This window comes from Alteromonas aquimaris (assembly GCF_026183695.1).
GTDB lineage: Bacteria > Pseudomonadota > Gammaproteobacteria > Enterobacterales > Alteromonadaceae > Alteromonas > Alteromonas aquimaris.
Genome location: NZ_JAPFRD010000005.1, coordinates 350,990 through 372,041, shown reverse-complemented (window position 1 = coordinate 372,041; position 21,052 = coordinate 350,990). Strand labels below are relative to the sequence as shown.

At 44.5% G+C, this 21,052-nt stretch carries 15 protein-coding genes; 12 read left to right on the top strand and 3 right to left on the bottom strand.

Annotated elements, in window-relative coordinates; genetic code table 11:
* The first annotated feature begins 26 nt into the window (after positions 1 to 26).
* Together OPS25_RS04655 and OPS25_RS04650 are read left to right on the top strand one after the other, a co-directional pair.
* Complete coding sequence (locus OPS25_RS04655) at positions 27 to 4,505, top strand: EAL domain-containing protein (RefSeq protein WP_320411949.1); 4,479 nt, start codon at positions 27 to 29, stop codon at positions 4,503 to 4,505.
* Between the two features lie 184 nt (positions 4,506 to 4,689).
* Positions 4,690 to 4,866 (top strand): hypothetical protein, encoded by a 177-nt coding sequence (locus tag OPS25_RS04650; RefSeq protein ID WP_265616481.1) that lies wholly within the window; start codon positions 4,690 to 4,692, stop codon positions 4,864 to 4,866.
* Between the two features lie 42 nt (positions 4,867 to 4,908).
* On the opposite strand, the gene OPS25_RS04645 is transcribed toward OPS25_RS04650, so the two are convergent.
* The 3 genes from OPS25_RS04645 to fadI all read right to left on the bottom strand — a co-directional run bounded on the left by OPS25_RS04645 (position 4,909) and on the right by fadI (position 8,745).
* Positions 4,909 to 5,106, bottom strand: a complete 198-nt coding sequence (locus OPS25_RS04645) for a hypothetical protein (RefSeq protein ID WP_265616480.1) — start codon at positions 5,104 to 5,106, stop codon at positions 4,909 to 4,911.
* Between the two features lie 166 nt (positions 5,107 to 5,272).
* Positions 5,273 to 7,411 (bottom strand): fatty acid oxidation complex subunit alpha FadJ, encoded by a 2,139-nt coding sequence (gene fadJ / locus OPS25_RS04640; RefSeq protein ID WP_265616479.1) that lies wholly within the window; start codon positions 7,409 to 7,411, stop codon positions 5,273 to 5,275.
* A 23-nt stretch (positions 7,412 to 7,434) separates the two neighbouring features.
* Positions 7,435 to 8,745, bottom strand: a complete 1,311-nt coding sequence (gene fadI / locus OPS25_RS04635) for an acetyl-CoA C-acyltransferase FadI (RefSeq protein WP_265616478.1) — start codon at positions 8,743 to 8,745, stop codon at positions 7,435 to 7,437.
* Between the two features lie 298 nt (positions 8,746 to 9,043).
* On the opposite strand from fadI, the gene OPS25_RS04630 reads away from it, so the two are divergent.
* The 10 genes from OPS25_RS04630 to putP all read left to right on the top strand — a co-directional run bounded on the left by OPS25_RS04630 (position 9,044) and on the right by putP (position 20,881).
* Positions 9,044 to 10,000: an AAA family ATPase gene (locus OPS25_RS04630; RefSeq protein ID WP_265616477.1), complete on the top strand. Its 957-nt coding sequence runs from the start codon at positions 9,044 to 9,046 to the stop codon at positions 9,998 to 10,000.
* Between the two features lie 8 nt (positions 10,001 to 10,008).
* The gene (locus OPS25_RS04625) at positions 10,009 to 10,968 is read left to right on the top strand and encodes a DUF58 domain-containing protein (RefSeq protein WP_265616476.1); all 960 of its coding nucleotides are present in this window, start codon (positions 10,009 to 10,011) and stop codon (positions 10,966 to 10,968) included.
* Positions 10,968 to 11,492 carry a DUF4381 domain-containing protein gene (locus tag OPS25_RS04620; protein WP_265616475.1) on the top strand — a complete coding sequence of 175 codons (525 nt, stop codon included), beginning with the start codon at positions 10,968 to 10,970 and terminating at the stop codon, positions 11,490 to 11,492. The genes OPS25_RS04625 and OPS25_RS04620 overlap by 1 nt, the downstream gene beginning before the upstream one ends.
* Positions 11,485 to 12,507, top strand: a complete 1,023-nt coding sequence (locus OPS25_RS04615) for a vWA domain-containing protein (protein ID WP_265616474.1) — start codon at positions 11,485 to 11,487, stop codon at positions 12,505 to 12,507. Before OPS25_RS04620 ends, OPS25_RS04615 begins: the two co-directional genes overlap by 8 nt.
* Before the next feature lie 3 nt (positions 12,508 to 12,510).
* On the top strand, positions 12,511 to 14,409 hold the full coding sequence (locus OPS25_RS04610; RefSeq protein ID WP_265616473.1) for a vWA domain-containing protein: 1,899 nt from the start codon (positions 12,511 to 12,513) through the stop codon (positions 14,407 to 14,409).
* Positions 14,409 to 16,100, top strand: coding sequence for a BatD family protein (locus OPS25_RS04605; protein WP_265616472.1), 1,692 nt, complete (start codon positions 14,409 to 14,411; stop codon positions 16,098 to 16,100). Before OPS25_RS04610 ends, OPS25_RS04605 begins: the two co-directional genes overlap by 1 nt.
* A 51-nt stretch (positions 16,101 to 16,151) precedes the next feature.
* Complete coding sequence (locus tag OPS25_RS04600; protein WP_265616471.1) at positions 16,152 to 18,005, top strand: DUF885 domain-containing protein; 1,854 nt, start codon at positions 16,152 to 16,154, stop codon at positions 18,003 to 18,005.
* 81 nt (positions 18,006 to 18,086) lie between these two features.
* Positions 18,087 to 18,599 (top strand): sigma-70 family RNA polymerase sigma factor, encoded by a 513-nt coding sequence (locus tag OPS25_RS04595; RefSeq protein ID WP_265616470.1) that lies wholly within the window; start codon positions 18,087 to 18,089, stop codon positions 18,597 to 18,599.
* Entirely contained in the window at positions 18,592 to 19,299 is a 708-nt protein-coding gene (locus tag OPS25_RS04590) for a DUF3379 family protein (RefSeq protein WP_265616469.1), read from the top strand. The genes OPS25_RS04595 and OPS25_RS04590 overlap by 8 nt, the downstream gene beginning before the upstream one ends.
* Positions 19,300 to 19,369: 70 nt before the next feature.
* Complete coding sequence (gene putP / locus OPS25_RS04585; RefSeq protein ID WP_265616468.1) at positions 19,370 to 20,881, top strand: sodium/proline symporter PutP; 1,512 nt, start codon at positions 19,370 to 19,372, stop codon at positions 20,879 to 20,881.
* Positions 20,882 to 21,052 lie beyond the last annotated feature (171 nt).

The following is a 21,052-nucleotide window of genomic DNA, read 5'->3' as shown; positions in this document are numbered from 1 at the left end:
TAAGGCCAAAAGCCAAAGGTATGTGGGTGCGCGCGACTTTAAACCGTTTAGTGTTAAGTACAATCTGTCTAGTCAGCCTAGTTGCCACGATGGCGGCTCAGGCGATTTCGATTACTGACCTTCATTTCACCGAACTCACCCGTAAAGATGGGCTGTCGAGTGTGACAATAATGGAAATAGTCGAAGACAAGAACGGTTTTTTGTGGTTTGCTACTACGAACGGTTTAAATCGATTTGATGGTTACTCCATCAAGCAATACCATCCTTCAGATTCCAATCCTAAAAGTATCCCAGCCGGATTAATTAAAAAAATATTTGTTTCTTCTTATGGCGACCTATGGGTTGCAACACAAGAAGGATTGGCTCGATTTAATCCTCTTAGCGATGATTTTATCGTATTTGATAGAGATAACTCAGAGCTAACAGATGGCACCATAACCACTATTGCAGAAGAATTAAATGGCAATATTCTATTTGCAGGCTCCCACTCACTTTACGAATACAACCCCGAATCAAAAAAGCTTAAGCGTCGTAAACTTAATGTCAGATTTCCAGCTAATATTAACCTTATTCGGGATGAACCAAACAGAATTTGGATTGGCACTGAAGATAGCGGCCTTTTCATCTTCGATAAAACAAATAAGGTGTTATACCCTTTATATAAAGTAAATCCATGGAATTTTAACGTCAAAAATCTAGAAATAATAGATCTTAAAATTGTTAATGGTGAGTATTGGGTTGCAACTAGTTCTTCAATAATCATGCTTGGTATTGATGGAACCGAGCTAGGCCGGATTGATCATAGCAAAAGTTCTAGCCTCAAGGAATCAGAGATATTTTCGTTTGAACAGGTGGGTGAAAACATTTGGGTAGGGACGCAAAGAGGTCTCTTGATATATCCAATTTCCGGTGTAGATTCAGTGACACTCACGGCCGAAAACCGTGAAATGACAGGGCTATCCAATCCTATTGCACATTCCATTTATACAGATTCAACAGGATCAACTTGGCTTGGCACATTGGCAGGGTTATTTCGACACAATCCAGTGTCCGGTTTTCAACGATTTTATACCAACAAGAAAGATAATTCTCAAGGAAATACCGTGTGGGGTCTTGCTGAAGATTCTATGGGGCAGGTTTGGTTTGCCACCCAGGAAAATGGAATTGCAAAGTTTAACGATAAGACAGGAGTTTACGAGTATTTTTTGACCGATAAAAAGGAATCATTTTGGGACTTAGTAATCGACAGACACAATCAGTTTTGGGTAGCTACTTCTAATGGAATACACCAGTATAGATTAATTGAAAACGACCTCCACCACGAAAGCACACTACTCCGCGATCATTTTATAAGCACGTTCTATTTTGATGGGGAGCGAATATGGTTGTGGTTGGACGAACAAGGGTTACTCGCAGTTGAAACGAACCCGCTAATAAAACATAAAGATAAAATTAAAAGTTTTCCACTAAAAGATACAAATACCCCAGCGCTTCCAATTTTTTTAGATGAAAACAACCTTTTATGGTTAGTGTCAGGAAAGAACGTTTCATATTTAGATGTTAGAAAAGGAAAAATAGTCCATTACTTGTCAGAAAAGGATGGACTGGAATCACAACCCTTCTCTGTTTACAACTGGGGCGGATATTACTGGGTAACTACCACCTCTAACGGTGTTATTCAGATAGACAAATCGAGTTACAAAATTTTAGCTACGGAAAAAGATAATATTGATGGAGGAGTTATTATCTCTTCAATAGGTAAAGGCAACTCTATCTGGTATGCTAATGCTAGGGGTATAAAACAAATTCTACTGCCGGAACTAGTAACAGGTGAGATAATAAGCCTTGAACAATTAGGTTATAATGCCCTTAACGAAGAAGCTGTATTAAAGACAAGTGACAATCGATTATTTTTTGGAGGAGAGCAAGGTTTAACGCAACTTAGCGAATCTGTTGAAATTTATGATGTCAATTCAGATAGTCCGTCTAAAATCCCTAAGCTTTTAGATGTCAAAATATTTGGTATAGAGGATCAACCACGTGGTGAGAAAATCTTATCAAGCTATCTTTTTCAGAGTGACGTGATAGAAATTCCCTATAATTCGTCCATTACTCTTAATTTTGGACAGATTAATCCTATCTTCCCTTCGCTTATTGAATATCGCTGGCGCCTTTCTGGACTAGAAGAAATATGGCACTCTTCCGCGGCAATGCAAAATAAAATTCGTTTTGCTTCATATATAGGACTCGATTTTGGTAGCTACATATTTGAGGTTCAGGCAAAAGAGCCTGGAAAAAATTGGTCACACTCAAAAACGTTAACAATAGAGGTAGGTCGTCCACCCTGGCTCCATAATGCCGCGTTAGTCTTTTATTTTATCGCTTTTGCTTTTTCGATTATTTATGTTGTAAGACAATATCAAATTCGTAAAACCAATCAGAAAGTTATTCAAGAATCTGAGGAACGATTGAAGTTAACCCTTTGGGGCAGTGGCGACGAACTCTGGGACTGGGACATTTTCCGAGGCCAGGTGCACCGTTCCAACACATGGGGAACGCTAGACTTCCCTCAAGATAATATTCGAGCACACAGCGCATATGACGCCAACATCCACCCCAACGATATTCTACGGGTTCAGGAGGCACTACAAGCCCATTTAGACGATAAAACCGATTATTATGAATTGGCTTACCGGGCGAAAACATTCAAAAACAAGTGGATTTGGATATTGGATCGCGGAAAAGTAGTCAAGCGCGATCACAACAATCAGCCTATGCGGATGACTGGTACCCTGAAAGATATCAATCACCTAAAACAAGCGGAAGAGCAGTTAAACCTGTTTAAACGCTCCATTGAAAATATCTCAGAAGGTGTTTTCATTACTGACACCAATTTTAAATTTATATCGGTTAACGCTGCCTATTGCGAAAATACGGGCGAAACCAGAAATCAGGCGCTAGCCAGCTACATGTATTTTCACCAATATCCAGAAGCATTTACAGAGGAAATTAAGAAAACCTTGAAGGCAAAAGGGAATTGGTTTGGTGAAGTGGAATCAGTACGTGTAAATGGTGAAAGGTACGAAATTGAGCTGAATCTGGATGCGGTCCATGATGAAGATGGCAAGATAAGTCACTTTGTGGGCGTCTTCTCAGACATCACCTCGCGGAAAAGTACTGAAAAAGAATTATTAAAGCTGGCAAACACTGACCCTTTAACCGATCTGCCAAACCGCTCATTTTTCCAAGCTAGCCATCATAACTTAGTGCGACGAACTGAGCCTCATGCCCTGCTCTGTCTAGACATGGATAATTTCAAAAAGATTAACGATTCGTTAGGCCACCAAACGGGCGATATATTAATTAAACAAATTGCTAAAAGGCTACAGCGAATCACTGGTAATGACGCAACCTGTTATCGCCTCGGCGGTGATGAGTTTAGCGTATTGATGGAAGACACTTCCGATATCCATACGATTACTCATTATGCCCAAAGTGTGTTGGATTCACTGGCACGTCCATTCATCATCAATAAGCAGGAATTTGTTTTGGGAGCCAGTATTGGTATTGCCTTCTATCCGGACGATGGCAATACTCCGCAAGAGATCCTGAAAAACGCGGATACAGCCATGTATTTTGCAAAGAACAATGGCGGCAACAGTTACCAGTTTTTCAGTGGTGAAATGAACCAGAATGCAGTGCGGCAGCTACAAATTGAGAACCTAATCCGCCAAGGGATTAAAGATGATTTATTTACCGTGTATTATCAACCTAAAGTGGACATTGCCACGGGTAAACTGGTCAGTATGGAAGCCCTGGTTCGCTTCGAACATCCTCACAAAGGCATTGTTAGTCCTGGCCAATTTATTCCACTGGCAGAACAGACTGGTCAAATTATTGACATAGGCGAGATTGTGTTGCGTAAGGCAATTGCCGACACTAAACGCTGGGTCACGGCAGGCATATTCAGTGGACGGGTGGCCGTCAACATCTCAGCAAAACAGTTTGAATTACCCGATCTGGATGACCGCATTAATCGGGTATTGAATGAAATTGGTCTTTCCCCTCTTCATCTTGAGTGCGAAATTACCGAAGGCACGTTAATGGAAAACCCAGAACAAGGGCTTGAAATGATGGAAAGACTTCGTGAACGAGGTATTCATTTAGCACTTGATGATTTTGGAACAGGATATTCTTCGCTAGCCTATTTAAAGCGTTTCCCATTAAATACACTCAAAATTGACAAGGCATTTATCGATGACATAGCCGAGAGTAGTGTCGACCGGCATATGGCTGCCGCTATTATCAACATTGCGCACAATCTTGGCCTCAAAGTCGTTGCTGAAGGGGTGGAAGAAGAGAAACAACTGACAATCCTTCGCCGTTATGAATGCGAAATGATTCAGGGCTATCTATATAGTAAACCTCTTAATGCAGAACGTTTTGAGAAGCTTCTTCGGGAAAATCAGAAGCTGCACCATCTTATCGGCCAACCATCCGTCTAACTTAACCAAGCTGCCTGTTAATGACTCTTCCCCTCGCACTTAATCGCTAAATCAATGGCGAAAAAACTTACTGATAATATCTGAAATATATTTTGGCACAATTCTGGCTACAGTATGTATAACCGACAAATTAATGTCAGTCGGTGTTTGTATTGTTTAAAATAAAAAATCAGAGGATATTAACATGTTGAAAGCTTACGCCGTAGCATTAGCCATCACTACAAGTGCTCCAGTTGCTAGCAATGATGAGGGGTTACAAAATGCTCCGATTAATATGAAAGAAGTTGCTACAGAAACTCAAGCTCATAAAAATACTACAAAGTTAAGAACAACTACAAAGCCTGGTGATACTAGAAGATAGTTACTTTTTAATTGCCAAAAAAGAGACTAATAGTCTCTTTTTTTATGCCCGCAAATAAAGATTATTAAATCCTGTCGCTTTACGCTCGGCAACATGACGACTGATGGTGAATAGGGGAATAAGAAAAGGGCCGACAAAAAAGCCAGCGATAGCCCATGCTTTTGCTTTCATACCCGATTTGAATGCTTCGACATAGAAAAACAAACTACTTAAGATAGGAATCAGTAAAAGCGCAATCATCACAACCTCTTTACTATAACAGACCAAGATGCTTGACCTGTAAAAACATGCTATATCGCTTAAAGGGTGGGGATTGTACACAAATCATGCAAACAATCTAGTATTTATGAAAGGTTGGCATAAAAAAACCGCGCAGAGCGCGGTTTTTTTACATTTTATCAACAAATTAATAAAACTGTTCGTTATTTTCTGCCATTTTTACTAACACATCAGCTGGACTAAACTTACTGTTTACTGTCTCACTATAATGAGATAGACGATCCACCACGTGTCGGATGCCCAGTGTATCCATATATCTGAACGGGCCTCCTAAGAAAGGGGGGAAGCCGATCCCAAAAATTGCGCCTATATCACCATCACGAGGATTCCTAATTACCCCCTCTTCCAGACACCGAGCGGCTTCATTTAGCATCATCAACACGCAACGCTCTGCGACTTCTTTTTGACTTAATGTGGATGAAGGCGATACGTTTAATAACGTATAAATTGACTCGTCAACCTCTTTCCCAGGTGTCTGACCTTCGTAGGAGTAGAATCCTTTACCATTTTTCTTGCCCTTCCGGCCATCCTCAAGCACTTTATCAAATGCATCAGGTGCCACGAACCGGTCACCGAACGCATCAACCAGGATGGGGATGATCTTGGTACCCACGTCTATGCCAACTTCATCGAGCAATTTTACAGGTCCAACCGGGAAGCCAAACTTAACTAAGGCCTTATCAATATGCTCAATAGGTTCGCCCGCTAAAATTAAATTAGCGGCTTCATTCATATAAGGCGCCAGAATACGATTCACGTAGAAACCTGCGCCGTCCTTAACAACTATAGGGGTTTTGCCTTGTTTGCGGGCAAACTCTACAGTGGTAGATATCGTTAGATCCGATGTCTTTTCGTGCGCGATAACCTCAGCCAACGGCATTTTATCAACAGGGGAGAAATAATGGAGTCCAATTACATTTTCTGGACGCTGCGCTTTTGCGGCAATCTGATTAATTGGAATGGAAGAGGTATTAGAAGCAAAAATAGCTTCGGGTTTGCAGTTTGTTTCAACATCCGCCACCATTTGTTGTTTCAGTCCAACATCCTCAAATACTGCTTCAATTACAATATCTGAATCCTGCATACCGCGGTAATCCAATGTACCAGTCAGCAACGACATTTGCTTTTGCATTTCAGAGGGGCGCATAAACTTGCGTTTCACTTTTTTATTAAGCAAGTCGTAACTGTATTTCATTGCGTGGGCGATACCTTCAGCACGAATATCTTTGATTCGTGCGGGCACTTTGGCTTTGGTGGCGGTGACATAGGCAATCCCACCCCCCATTAATCCGCCACCCAGGATACTGACCTTGTTCACTTTTTGTGGCGAAACGCCCTGAACACCTTGTTCCTTTTTCATTTCGGTGGTAGCAAAGAAAATCTGCCGAAGTTGATACGACTCTGGCGTCATGACGAGTTCGCCAAACGCTTTCGCTTCGGCCGCCAACCCTGCACGCATTCCATTTTTCATCCCTTCTTCAATCACATTGATGATTTTTTCAGGGGCAGGATAATTGCCTTTGGTTTTACCGAGGGTTTGCTGACGTGCCTTTTTAAACATAAAGTCCCGTCCAAAACCCGTTTTTTCGAGCGCTTTATTTAAAAGTCCTTTTTGGGGAGCACTTCGCTCAGGCTTGTTCTTACCCGCAAATTTCATTGCCACATCAAGCAAAACGCTATGGGGCACAACCTCGTCAACGATACCGTATTTTTTCGCTTGTTTAGCTCGTGCTGAGGAACCTGTCAGCATCATCTTCATGGCTTGCTGAATACCGATAAGGCGGGGCAAGCGCTGTGTGCCGCCACTACCTGGTAACAATCCCAACTGTACTTCTGGCAACCCTACCTGGGTAGCATCTGAATCGCTACAAACTCGATAATGACATGCCAAAGCCAGTTCTAAGCCTCCACCAAGTGCAGGGCCGTGAATCGCAGCCACCACAGTGGGTCGGAGGCGCTCGATACGGTCAAACACAGCCTGCCCCCCCTCAGCCAAAGCCTGGGCATCTTCCTGTGTTTCACAGGCTGCCAGCATTGAAATGTCGGCTCCCGCAACAAAAGAGTTCTTTTTACCGCTGGTCAATACCACTCCCTTGATTGATGCATCGCCTTCGATTTCATCGAGGACAGCGTTAATCTCTTCGCCAAATTCTTTCTTCAGCGTATTCATCGACTCGCCTGGTACATCCATTGTCAAGATGGCGATACCATTATCCTGCCGGGTGAGGGTAAAGGCACTCTGCTTGTCAGTTAGTTCACTACTCATGGTTGTTGTTTCCTGCTCGCCCATTATTCTGTCTCCACAATCATTGCTGCGCCTAAACCACCTGCTGCACATGCAGTTACAAGGCCTGTGCCACCGCCTCGGCGAGTTAACTCATTTAACATCTGGGTAATCATCCGCGTCCCCGTTGCGGCAAAAGGGTGACCGTAAGCAATTGAACTGCCCATCACATTGAATTTATCCATATCGATCTCGCCCGTCGCTTTGCTGCGACCTAGTTTGTCCTGAGCAAATTTGTCACTGGCGAACATTTTCACATTCGCTAATGTTTGTGCAGCGAATGCCTCGTGCATTTCGATGAGTGTCAAATCGTTTAATGACATCCCTGCTCTATCGAGTGCGATAGGCGTTGCATAAGAGGGCCCCATCAACATATCTTCCCAGACATCGATGGCAGAAAATGCGTAACTTTTGATAAAGCCAAGTGGCTTATAACCTAAAGCTTTGGCTTTACTTTCTGTCATCATCAGCACCGCTGATGCACCATCAGTTAACGGTGTTGCGTTGGCGGCCGTCACTGAACCATATTTTTTGTCGAATACAGGTCGTAATTTTGCGTACCCTTCCAGGGTGGAATCAAAGCGAACATTGTTATCACGCTCAAACGCGGATTTAAAAGGTTCCGCATAGGCAGTCATCACTTCTTCTTTAAGCTTGCCTTCTTCCCAGCTTTGCGCCGCGAGGGTATGCGAACGATGCGCTAATTTATCTTGCTCTTCACGGCTGATGTTATGGCTTTTTGCCATTTGTTCCGCTGTCTGGCCCATCGACAAGCCTGTCGAATATTCCGCTACGGCTGGCGGCACAGGGAGCAAATCCTTAAAGCCAAGTTTTTTGAATATGTTCCATTTCTGCCCCATCGTTTTAGCTTTTTGCAAATCCACTAGTGCTCTTGCTAGTTTCTTAGACACACCAATGGGTGAAACTGAGGTTGAATCGGCGCCACCAGCTACCCCTACCTCAATATTACCAGCCATCATACTTTCAGCAATATTAACCGTGGACTGGAAACTGGTCGCACATGCGCGAGAAACACTATAGGCATCGGTACGCACGTTCATACCGGTTCCGAGCACAATTTCGCGCGCAATATTCGGCGCTTCAGGCATTTGTACTACCTGACCATACACCACCTGATCGACTAAATCTGGGCCGACTCCATGACGAATTAATAACTCATTCACCACCATCTTGCCTAAATCGACCGCTGGCACACCGTGAAAGTAAGTAGCCATTTTCGCAAATGGCGTCCGTAAGCCTGCTACGATCGCGATTCGATCGCCTGAACGAGTTGTAACGACTTGTTTTGTTGACATATTGCACCTGAATTAATGCCACATTAAGTGGTCTGACCTGTAATAAGCAAGATTTTTACAAACATTGAAGAAAATAGCAAATATCTGCTCAAATGCCCGATTAATTGGTATGAAAGAAATATTCATTATATTTTCTGCTAAAAGGATTGCCTTTTATCTACGGAATTCGACCAGTTCTCGATTTTTGAATTTCCTTATTGTTTATCTCTTATAGAATCAAATTCACTAAAGCCTTGAAGTTAATTTTTCAGGCCTCATATGATTAACCATTAGAAAAACAACTGGATGTGACTTCGCTATGTCAGCAGAGCAGTTTAAGCAATTACATGCTTATTTAGACACGCAAATCATTGGACAAAGTCAGCTAACCCGCAGTTTGCTGATCGCGTTACTGGCAGATGGCCACCTTTTGGTGGAAGGTCCGCCAGGTTTAGCGAAAACCCGTGCGGTTAATGCTCTGGCCAATGGGATGGATGGAGATTTTCATCGTGTTCAGTTTACCCCGGATTTGTTGCCGGCAGACTTAACTGGCACGGATATTTATCGCCCGGAAACGGGTGAGTTTGTATTCCAGCAGGGACCGTTATTTCATAACCTGGTGCTGGCAGACGAAATAAACCGGGCTCCCGCTAAAGTGCAGTCGGCATTACTGGAAGCTATGGCTGAAAGGCAAATAACGGTAGGCAATAAAACCTATCCTTTATCGCCCTTATTTCTGGTGATGGCTACCCAGAACCCTTTAGAGCAAGAAGGGACTTACCCTCTCCCGGAAGCACAACTTGACCGCTTTTTGATGCACGTGGAAATTGAATATCCCGACGCAGAAACCGAACTTAGCATATTACAGTTAACTCGTCAGGAAGAGTTGCATACGCCAACTCCCCCCCCTGCGACATTGTCCCAAGACGCCATTTTTGCAGCGCGAAAAGCATCACTGGCACTGCACATGGCGCCTGAGCTGGAAAAATACATTGTTCAACTGATAATGGCGACACGCACACCAGAAAAATACGACAGCAAAATGGCCGCCTGGATAGAATTTGGCGCAAGCCCACGGGCGACAATCGCCCTGGATCGTTGCGCTAGAGCGCATGCGTGGCTTGCAGGACGCGAATTTGTAGGCCCCGATGATATTCAGGTGGTCATGCATAACGTATTAAGACACCGCATCATTATGTCTTACCAAGCAGAAGCGGAAGGCATTACGGTTAAAGCTGTTCTGGATAATATTCTCAAGCTAGTTCCTGTACCCTGAATCTTCTTATGCAACAGGTAGCATCGTTATTATCCCAATTACACGCTGACGGCATACATTTGAGCGTTGGCGAGTTGTTGCGTTATCAGCAACTTACCCGGCTGGTGGATTTAAGTCCAAGGAGAACGTTGCAAGCCAGGCTTTCCGGGCAATATCTTTCCCGTGATAAGGGACGGGGAATGGAATTTGATGAAGCAAGACACTATTTACCTGGCGATGATATCAGAGCAATAGACTGGCGCGTTACAGCCCGTACTGGTAAAACTCATACCAAAGTCTATCGCGAGGAAAGAGAGCGGCCCGTTTTTTTATGTTGTGATTTTTCTTTTTCAATGCAATTTGGCACCCAATTGATGCTTAAAGCGGTACAAGCCGCTCATTTAGCTTCCTTACTTGCCTGGTCTGCCGTAGCACGTGGAGACAAGGTCGGGGCACTATTATTTGACGATACAGCACATCGTGAATGTAAACCTTTGTCACGCAAACGCGCAGTACTATCAGTTTGTCATGAGTTAATTTCAATGCAAAAAAATGCGCTTGAAAATAAAGTTAACGCGCCTGCAGCAGATACTCTGGAGCAAGCATGCTTACGCGTCAGGCGGTTGGTAAAGCCCGGTAGTTTAATTTACTTTATTTCTGATTTCGCTAACTTAACTGAGATGGCTCAGGCACACTTGATTTCCGCAGCGCGACATTGTGAAATTCATGCGGTGAAGATCTACGACCCCATCGAACTAAGCCTTCCACAAATAAAGGGAAAGCAACTTGTTAAGGTCACAGATGGGATACAAGAACAAAACTGGATGTTAGGTGATAGTCAGGTCAACCAACAATACCAGAGCTGGCGTTCTATCGAAAATGAACGCTTACAAAATTTCTTCAAACAAAGCAAAATTCGCTATCATACCGTGAGCGCGGGGACTGAATTAGATAAACAGCTGCTTCAATTCAGCATGAGGTCGGTGTAATGCAAATGCAAACCTCTTCAGATCCCTTAGCACAACTTCAAGATATCCATGTTCCCGAATCTGTAAGCGCCTGGCCGTTAGCATGGGGATGGTGGGTGCTAATATTACTCGCCCTTGTGGGGATGGCGGTCACGATATATTGGTTATATAAGCGACACCAGTTTTTTCAGGCAAAACGGCAAGCCATTAGAGAAATTCAAGCGCTGCAAGCTAACCAGCCCGACTGGGCACAACAGCAAAACGCTATCTTGAAACGTACTGCCAGTTATTATTACGATACGCAAAATGTGGCAGCCCTGTATGGTCAGCGTTGGCAACAATTCTTGCTTGAATGTTTGGCCCAAAACGCTAAAAAAAGCAAAACAGTGTCAGGACTCAATCAACTTCAACAAGCACTTTATCAACCACAACCGCTCAATGCTGATCATTTTGAAAGTTGTCAGCGAGCGTGTCTTACCTGGCTAAAACGTGCTCGTTTCAGTAAACCGGCCCCTGATATCAAAACGGAGGTCCCCTATGCTTGATTTCGCTTGGTGGTGGGCCTTCTTCATACTGCCCCTACCGCTGCTTATTCGCTGGTTTTTCCCTGCGCAGAATCAAGTCGATATGGCTGCACTTAAAGTTCCCCGCTTGATGCCGCAACATGCTGCGCCGGAAAAGTTAACCCAAAATAATCGGGTTGTGTTCATCATAAACTCTCTCGCGTGGCTAGCGCTGATCATTGCGGCAGCCCAACCCAGATGGCTGGGCGAACCCGTTAGTATCCCCTCTGAAGGCCGCGAACTGATGCTGGCAGTGGATCTATCAGGCAGCATGAAAATCGACGACATGCAAATAAACGGACAACAGGTGAATCGCTTAACCATGATCAAAAGCGTGCTCGATGACTTTATTCAACGCCGTATTGGCGATCGCCTTGGTCTCATATTATTTGCCGATACTGCCTACGTGCAGGCCCCCCTTACTTACGACAGAGAAACCGTATCAACCTTATTGAACGAAGCGGTTATCGGGTTAATAGGAGAACAGACAGCCATTGGTGATGCGATCGGTTTAGCTGTGAAACGTTTTGATCAGAAAGAGGACACCAATCGAGTCATTGTGCTACTAACAGATGGTCAAAATACCGCTGGCAACATTACCCCAGCCCAAGCAAAGGAATTGGCGGTTGCAAGCAATACCACGGTGTATACCATCGGGGTTGGTGCTGATGAGATGCTTATTCAAAATTTCTTTGGCAGTAGACGAGTTAATCCCTCTCAAGATTTGGATGAAGCAATGTTAAGTGACTTGGCCGAATCCACCGGGGGGAAATATTTTCGTGCTCGAGATGCAAATGAACTTAATGAAATCTACGCCATTTTGGATGAACTGGAACCTGTGGAAGGCAATGAGCAAAAAATGCGTCCACTTACGGCTTTGTACTATTATCCGTTAGCCCTCGCCTTATTGTTTAGTACGCTTCCTGCCCTGCTCCTTTTGAGTAGGAATGCCTGGCAGTCACGCCCGGGTGCAGCTGTTAAGATGTCAGAAGGTTAAAACATGGCGATTATCGAGCAATTCCATTTTTTACGTCCTCTCTGGTTTATGACGCTTATCCCCCTTGGCTTACTCTACTGGCTCATTAAACAACATGTCAGTCGAAGATCTGGTTGGCAAAGCATTGTGTCTAACCACCTGTATCGATTTATGGTAATTAACCAGGGTAACGCATTAAGCCGTCCCCCCTTCTGGCTACTAGCATCAGGCTGGATAATCGCCGTAGTAGCACTGGCAGGGCCGACCTGGGAGCGGCTGCCTCAACCGGTATTTCAGGTAAAGGCAGGACATGTGATTGTGATGGATATGTCGCTCTCAATGCGCGCTACCGATTTAACTCCAGACAGGCTGACCCGCGCTAAATATAAAGCAATTGACTTGGTTAATGCGATTGGTGAAGGAGAAATGGGATTAGTCGCGTACGCGGGGGATGCATTTACCATCAGCCCACTTACGACGGATGCAGCCAATTTGACCGCGCTTATTCCCAGCTTGAGACCCGAAATTATGCCTGTCCCGGGAAGCGATCCTTTTCTTGGTATTCAAACTGCGTCTGAATTGCTAGCTAATGCAGGCTATCAACGCGGAAATATTTATTGGTTTACCGATGAAATTGAACTTTCACAGGCAAAAGAATTGCAAGACTATATCGATAAACGCCCCTATGTGATAAATGTGGTAGGAACTGGTACCCCAGCGGGAGCCCCAATTAAACAGATAAGTGGAGAACTACTAAAAGCTGCAGATGGCAGTATAGTGATTGCAAAATTGAATGAGTCACCGCTTCGTTCGATAGCCCATGCCGGCAATGGGGTATACACCACTTTGTCGACCACCGATAGCGACATTAAAAAACTACTTAGCGCGGTTAAAAGACCGCAGAAAAAAATGACTGAAGAAGGTAATACTGCAAGTGATAAGTGGCGCGAGGCAGGCCCATATCTGGTGCTTCTGCTACTTCCCTTGGCAGCTTATGCATTCAGAAGAGGTTTAATTGCTTGCTTTGTCTTAGTATCGGCATTGTCTTCGCCCGACCCTGTTTTCGCGCAGCCACGAAACGCACAGGAACCCGTTAATACCCCTTGGTATTCTTCACCCTTTTCTAATCGCGACCAACGCGGTCTAGAAGCATTTAAGCAGGAGGCCTATGACCAAGCAGCGAGCGAGTTTATCTCTCCTGCATGGAAAGGCGCTGCGCATTACAAAGCAGGAAACTATCAAGCGGCACTTGAGGCCTATTCGCAGCTAAATACAGCCGATGGATTCTATAACCAGGGAAATAGCTTGGCGCGACTAGGGAAACTTGATGAGGCCATTGAAAAGTATGCGCAAGCCCTCGCTCAGCAACCCGATCACGCGGACGCGGCCCACAATAAAGCCCTGCTAGAAGAGCTAAAGCAACAGCAAGAACAACAACAGCAACAACAACAACAACAAAATGAGAATGCTGAAGGTCAGCAAGACCAACCAAATCAGCAAGGTCAACAAAACGCACAAAATCAGCAAAATCAGCAAAATCAGCAGTCTGAGGAAACCAATTCTGCATCATCCTCGCAGCAACAAGATAACGCCGCACAATCATCACAAAGTGACGATCAGCAACAAAGCAAATCTCAGCAAGCGCAGTCACCTCAGCCGCAGGACAATCAGCAACGCCAGGAATCGGAAACAACTCAGCCGCAGTCGGCAGAGTCAGATGGGGAGTCAGACAATCCTGAAGAGATGTCCGACTCAGTTGCCACCGAGTACAGTGATAGCTTAAGTGATGAAGAACTGCAGCGCCTTGAAAATATTAAACGACGTATCCCAGATGATCCCGCTTATCTATTGAAGCGCAAAATGCAACTGGAAGCGCAAAGAAGGCAACGGGATCGCTTGCCAGCTAATCGGAGAGAATGGTAATGAAATGCTTGTACGCAGCACTTTTGTGCTTAATTTTCTCTTTCACTGCTTTTGCTGAAGTGAGTAAAGTGGAAGCCTCAGTAGATAAAAATCCGGTGATGATGGATGAGGCCTTCGTTCTTTCTATTACTGCATATGGAGATGCTAAACGCGAAGCGTTCGACAGTTCTCCATTGTTAAAAGACTTTGTGGTGGGGAGAACCTCGGTTAGTAGCAAAACATCTATTATCAATTTTGACACCACCAGGACAACTACCTGGTCCACTACCCTTTTCCCCCGCGCGAAAGGCACCTTTACGATCCCTTCATTTACCATAGAAGGCAAACAATCCAACCCCATAGATATTGAGGTGGTGGCGGTCAAACAAAATGATAAACAACCCGCCCGAGATTACTATGTCACCACTGAAGTAGACGCCAATTCCGTTTATTTGCAACAGCAAATTCGCTATACAGTTAAGCTGTTCTTTGCTACCAATATCGAACGTGGCAGTCTCGACGCGCCTCAATTAGCCAAAGCGCAAATCAAGCAACTCGGAGAGGACAAGCAGTATACTGACATTATTAACGGGCGTCGCTACCAGATAATAGAACGCACCTTTGCTGTTATTCCACAACAGTCTGGTGACTTTACTATTCGAGGGCCAGTATTTAGTGGGGAAGTGCTTGCGTCAAGCTCAAGTCAACGCTTTGGCTTCTTTAATCGAACGCAGGAAGTTAATCGAATTGGACCTGATATTGATATCTCGGTTAAAGCGAAACCGGAAGGCATTGATTATCATTGGTTGCCCAGCGAGTTTGTCAGACTAGATGAAGAATGGCAGTCTGAAAAGTTTGTGGTCGGTGAGCCCATAACTCGAACTGTAAGCTTAACCGCTATCGGGGTTGTTGAAGAGCAATTACCCGAACTGCCCCAGCTTTATCCCCCCCATTTTAAACGCTACCCTGATCAAGCGGTTACTGCAACGGTAGACAAAAATGAAACATTGATTGCCCAACGCAAGGAGTCTTTGGCTGTGATCCCAACTCAAGCCGGAGATTTTGTATTACCTGAAATAACGGTGCCATGGTTTAATGTGCTAACCGAGAAGACGGAATATGCCACACTTCCAGCTCGCACAATCACCGTCCAACCGGCCTCTGACATCGCATTGGCAAATACCCCCACCGCGACCAGTACCGATACGGTAACAGATCTGAATTCAATACCAGAGCACAGTCCGGCTGCCCGGCCTTTGAGTGACTTCAATTTTCGAATCATGCTGTTTATTAGTGCATTACTGTGTGTGACGCTTTGTGGCTGGGTAGTGACAGGATGGAAGTATCGCCAGCTGAAATCAACACTGGCCCACAAACGGGATGATTCCCTTGTTCAACCATTCCTAGATAGTGAGCATGCATATAAGCAATTGTTAACCCATATCAAATCGGGCCAGCCCTCAACAATTTACAGGTCTTTAATGATATGGATAAACGCAATTGCTCCCGCGCACGTAGAAGTTCCGTCTGACTGGGCTGCAACGCAAGTATTGCAACCCTACATCGATAACCTTTTTGCCAGTAAATATGGTAACGAACACCAGCCGTGGGATAGCAAGGGTTTTGCGAAGCAAGTTGCTACACTACGTAAACAATTTAAAAAGAAGAAGACGACGGATAAAGCCGCCTTACCGGCCCTTTACCCACAATAACGTCGTATACCACCGAAGCGATTGAAAACAACAGTTTAAACTGGAGAGAAAATGAATAAGCACATGTGGAAAATCACACCATTAGCGATACTAATCTCAGGGGTAATAGCCTGTTCGCCTGCACCAGAAACCCAAACAAAAACCAGCACTGCAGAAGCCACCAAGCCTGCTCAAAAATCTGAATCGGAACGTTTAAATGCTTTTTTTGAACGCACATTCCAGGAAGATCTCGATCGCTCTCCACTCTTTCAAAGTTATTTAGGGATTAAGGGTGACCAATACGGTGAATGGGATGATGTAAGCGAAGAGCGTCAGGATGAGCACATTGCTATTGCTAAAAACCGTCTGGAAGAGCTCGATAATTTTGATACCGACCAATTGTCAGAACAGGAAAAGTTAAGCCTTCGTTTGTATCGTCATCAAATAGAAAAACAATTAGAAAATGACCAGTTCCGTCATCACTACTATGTAGTTCATCAATTCAGGGCGGCCCATACCATGGTGCCAAGCTTTTTGATCAACATTCACCGGGTGGCTGATAAATCCGACGCCCAGGCTTACATCAGCCGGCTTGATAAAGTAGACACATTTTTCGATCAAGTCATTGAGCAAATGAAGTTACGTGAAAACAAGAAAGTATTTCCTCCAAAATGGTCTTATGACCAAATGATTCAGGCGTCCGAAAATGTCATTTCAGGTGCCCCATTTGATCCTTCCGCAGAGCCTTCTTCAATTTGGGAAGACTTCCAGAACAAAGTGAACGCGCTGGATATTGAAGAAACAGACAAACAGGCTTTGCTGGAAGAGGGCAAGGCAGCCCTTCTCACTTCTGTACGGCCCGCCTACGAAAAATTCATTTCCGAATTAAAGCATCAGCGTGAATTAACCCCAGAAGGGGACGGTGTTTGGCGTCTACCTGAAGGCGATAAATGGTATGAAAATCGTTTGGCTCATTTTACGTCTACTGATTTGTCCGCCGATGAAGTACATAATATTGGTCTTGAAAACGTGCAGCGAATTCATACGGCCATGAAAGACATCATGCAGCAGGTTGAGTTCGATGGCACGTTGCAAGAGTTCTTTGAATTTATGCGAAATGACGATCAGTTTTACTATGCAAACACTGATGAAGGTCGTCAAAAATACATGGATGAGGCCAAGAAAGCAGTGGATGAAATGCGTAAAGCGATCCCAGAGTACTTTGGTCTAATACCGAAGGCAGATATGATCGTTAAGCGGGTTGAAGCGTTCCGTGAAGAATCAGCAGGAAAGGCCTTTTACCAAAGCCCCGCCCAGGATGGTAGCCGACCAGGTATCTACTATGCGAATCTATATGACATGAAGTCCATGCCAATTTATCAGTTGGAAGCCCTTGCTTATCACGAAGGTATTCCTGGCCACCACATGCAGCGCGCCATTGCCCAAGAGTTAGATAGCGTACCGCAATTCCAGAAGTTCCTTAGTGAAACCGCTTATACCGAAGGTTGGGGACTTTACAGTGAAGAACTAGCAAAAGATATGGGATTTTATAAAGACCCCTACTCCGACTTTGGCCGACTGGCGATGGAACTATGGCGTGCTTGCCGGCTAGTGGTGGATACGGGTATTCACGCTAAACAATGGTCTCGAGAAAAAGCCATTGATTATCTAATTAAAAACACACCGAACCCCGAACTGGATGCAGTCAAGGCGATTGAACGATATATTGCGATGCCAGGCCAGGCCACGGCATATATGATAGGAAAGCTTAAAATCATGGAGTTGCGCCAAAAAGCCATGGATGAATTAGGAGACAAGTTCGATTACAAGGGCTTCCATGACGAAATTCTCAAGGATGGTCCTGTTCCACTTTCAATCCTTGAAGAAAAAATTAATGGCTGGATAAAAAAAGTTAAACAAGCCTAAGCAATGCCTTAGCCCGACTTAATGTCGGGCTTTTTTTTGTCACGTTGAAATAAAAACCCTTCACCTCAGGTCTTATCATGCATGAAGACAAAACAACAACGATATGAAGCGCTGGTTCACGCATTTCATGCAGACATATACCGATATGCTGTATGGCTGGTGAAGGATAAGTCTGTGGCGGAAGATATTGTGCAGGAAACTTTTTTACGCGCATGGAAGTCGTTGGACGCGTTACAAGATGAACACGCTGCCAAGTCGTGGCTTATCACTATTTTAAAACGAGAGAATGCACGACGCTTCGAGCGCAAGCAGCTTCCCATGGTGGAGGTAGATGAAGAATTTTTGTTTGATGAAATTGAACCCACTCAAGTGTCCATGCAGCAACGCGATATTCAACGACTGTTAGCAGGTTTAAGTATTGAATACAGAGAGCCGCTGGTTTTACAGTTAATTTTTGGAATGAGCGGCGATGAAATTGCGCAGCAACTTGATTTGAACAAAAACACCGTGATGACACGTTTGTTCAGAGCAAGAAACCAGATCCGTGAAGCACTTGTCACGCAATCAAACCTTAGAGGGGCCAAAAATGGATGAGTTAGAATTCAGACGTCGTGTCTATGCTGATCCACAGACCACTGACGAAGCGGTTATTGCGGCAGCAAAGGCTGACGCCAGCAAGCAAGCGTTTTGGAACGACGTGAAATCGTTAGACAAAAAGCTCGAAAAAGCTACCCATATAGCGGTACCAACTGATTTAGCACATCGCTTGATATGGCAACAAAGTACTAAGCTGTATACGCGCAAAAAACAAAAAACACGTGGTTTGTTCGCGGTGGCGGCCTCGATTGCCTTGGTGGTGGGAGTGAGTTTCACTTTATGGAGCCAATGGCTAAATGCAGATTTACAATCACAGCTGTTAACCCATGTTGCTCATGTAGAGGAAGAGATTTCGCATGCTCAAAAGCCAGCTGATTTAACGCATATCAATGCAAGACTTGCCAGCTTCGGAGGGTACCTCGAACAGGGTATTGATGAGATAGAAGTCGCTAACTATTGCTATCTTGGCGCAGCGAAGACTCTACATTTGATTTTGAAAACAGCTCAAGGCTCATTGTCTGTCTTCGTGTTACCCGAACACGAAAACCGAGTGCTGCCCGACCAATTTTCCAACGCGCAATTTAAAGGGTCTTTGCTTAACCTGAGTAACCGCAACGTAGTTTTGGTAGGCGGTCAAAACGCAGACTTATCATGGTTAGAAGATAAGATAGAGCAACGCCTTAAGTTTTCCGCGTAAAACTATCCTGATCTCCCCATAGAGACTTGCTTAACTTCCTGTTAGCATTAAAAGAAAAAAGGATAACTCTATGGCAACAGGCACGATTATTTCGTTAGGTCTCTATTTTGCGGCGATGCTTGGCATCGGCCTTTTCGCTTATCGACAAACTGATACGAATGTCGAAGGCTATATGTTAGGCGGACGCCAACTTGGCCCCGCTGTCACTGCTCTTTCCGCAGGCGCGTCTGATATGAGTGGCTGGATGTTAATGGGCCTGCCCGGCGCCATGTATGTATCAGGTTTATCTGCTGGATGGATAGCTGTAGGTCTTACATTAGGGGCGCTAGCCAATTATTTGTTAGTGGCCCCGCGTCTAAGGGTCTATACAGAAGTAGCAAACAACTCCATTACCTTACCCGATTACTTTGAGAATCGATTTGCTGATAATTCACGCATTCTTCGCGTGATCGCCTCAATTGTGATCGTGGTTTTCTTCACCCTTTATACCTCTTCTGGCGTTGTGGCGGGCGGTAAATTATTCGAATCTTCGTTTAATTTAAGTTATGAGATTGGGTTGTATGTCACCGCCGGGGTCGTTGTAGCCTATACGCTCGTGGGCGGATTCATGGCGGTTAGCATGACGGACTTTGTACAAGGTTGCATCATGTTCGTCTCGCTTGTGATGGTCCCTGTGGTTGTCGTGATGGAACTGGGCGGTCTCAGTGGTGCAGTTACCGCTATTGAAAATATCAATCCGGATTTATTAAAACCCTTCGTAGATGCGATAGATGGGGAGCATCTTACGATCATTGGCATTATTTCATTGATGGCATGGGGGCTGGGCTATTTCGGGCAACCCCACATTATTGTTCGGTTTATGGCGATCCGATCTGTTAAAGATATTCCTACTGCTCGAAATATTGGCATGAGTTGGATGATCGTCTCAATTACAGGTGCGCTCATGACAGGATTGTTTGGCTTAGCCTATGTCACCTCTGTGCAACAAACACAAATTGATCCTGAAACAGTATTTATCCACCTTTCGCAAATTCTCTTCCATCCCCTGATTGGGGGCTTTTTGCTAGCGGCGATACTGGCAGCGATAATGAGTACTATTTCCTCCCAGCTATTAGTTACCTCCAGCTCTCTTACCAGCGATTTCTATCAGGCGTTTTTACGTAAAGAGGCATCAGATATGGAATTAGTTATTGCAGGACGAGTATCGGTGGTGGCAGTGGCATTGGTTTCTATTTACCTAGCTTATGATCGCGACTCAACTATTTTAAACTTGGTGAGTAATGCCTGGGCTGGGTTTGGCGCAGCCTTTGGCCCTCTTGTTTTATTTAGCTTATTCCGTCGCGATATGACTCGTAGAGCCGCCCTAGGGGGTATGATAGTCGGGGCAGTTACTGTGCTACTCTGGATCTATCTTCCAGTCGAAATTAACGGTCAGTCACTGAGTAGCTGGATATATGAAATTGTTCCCGGTTTCGTGTTATCGAGCTTGACCATCATTATACTAAGTAAGTTCGGTAAACCCAGAGAAGGGGTCACCGAAACCTTCGATAAATTTCAAGCTGAGCTTAAGTCTCATCTATAAAAAATAGGCCGCGATGTATCGCGGCTTTCTTTTGCGAGGAGTATACTACTCGTGCACTTGTTTGTTTCACCCTGCGTCTAAAGGCATAAAAGTGCTATTTCAAATAGCGAAATCGCATAGCAAAAATGATCTTAAATATGTTAGGGTTCTATATATATAATTCTTTCGTAT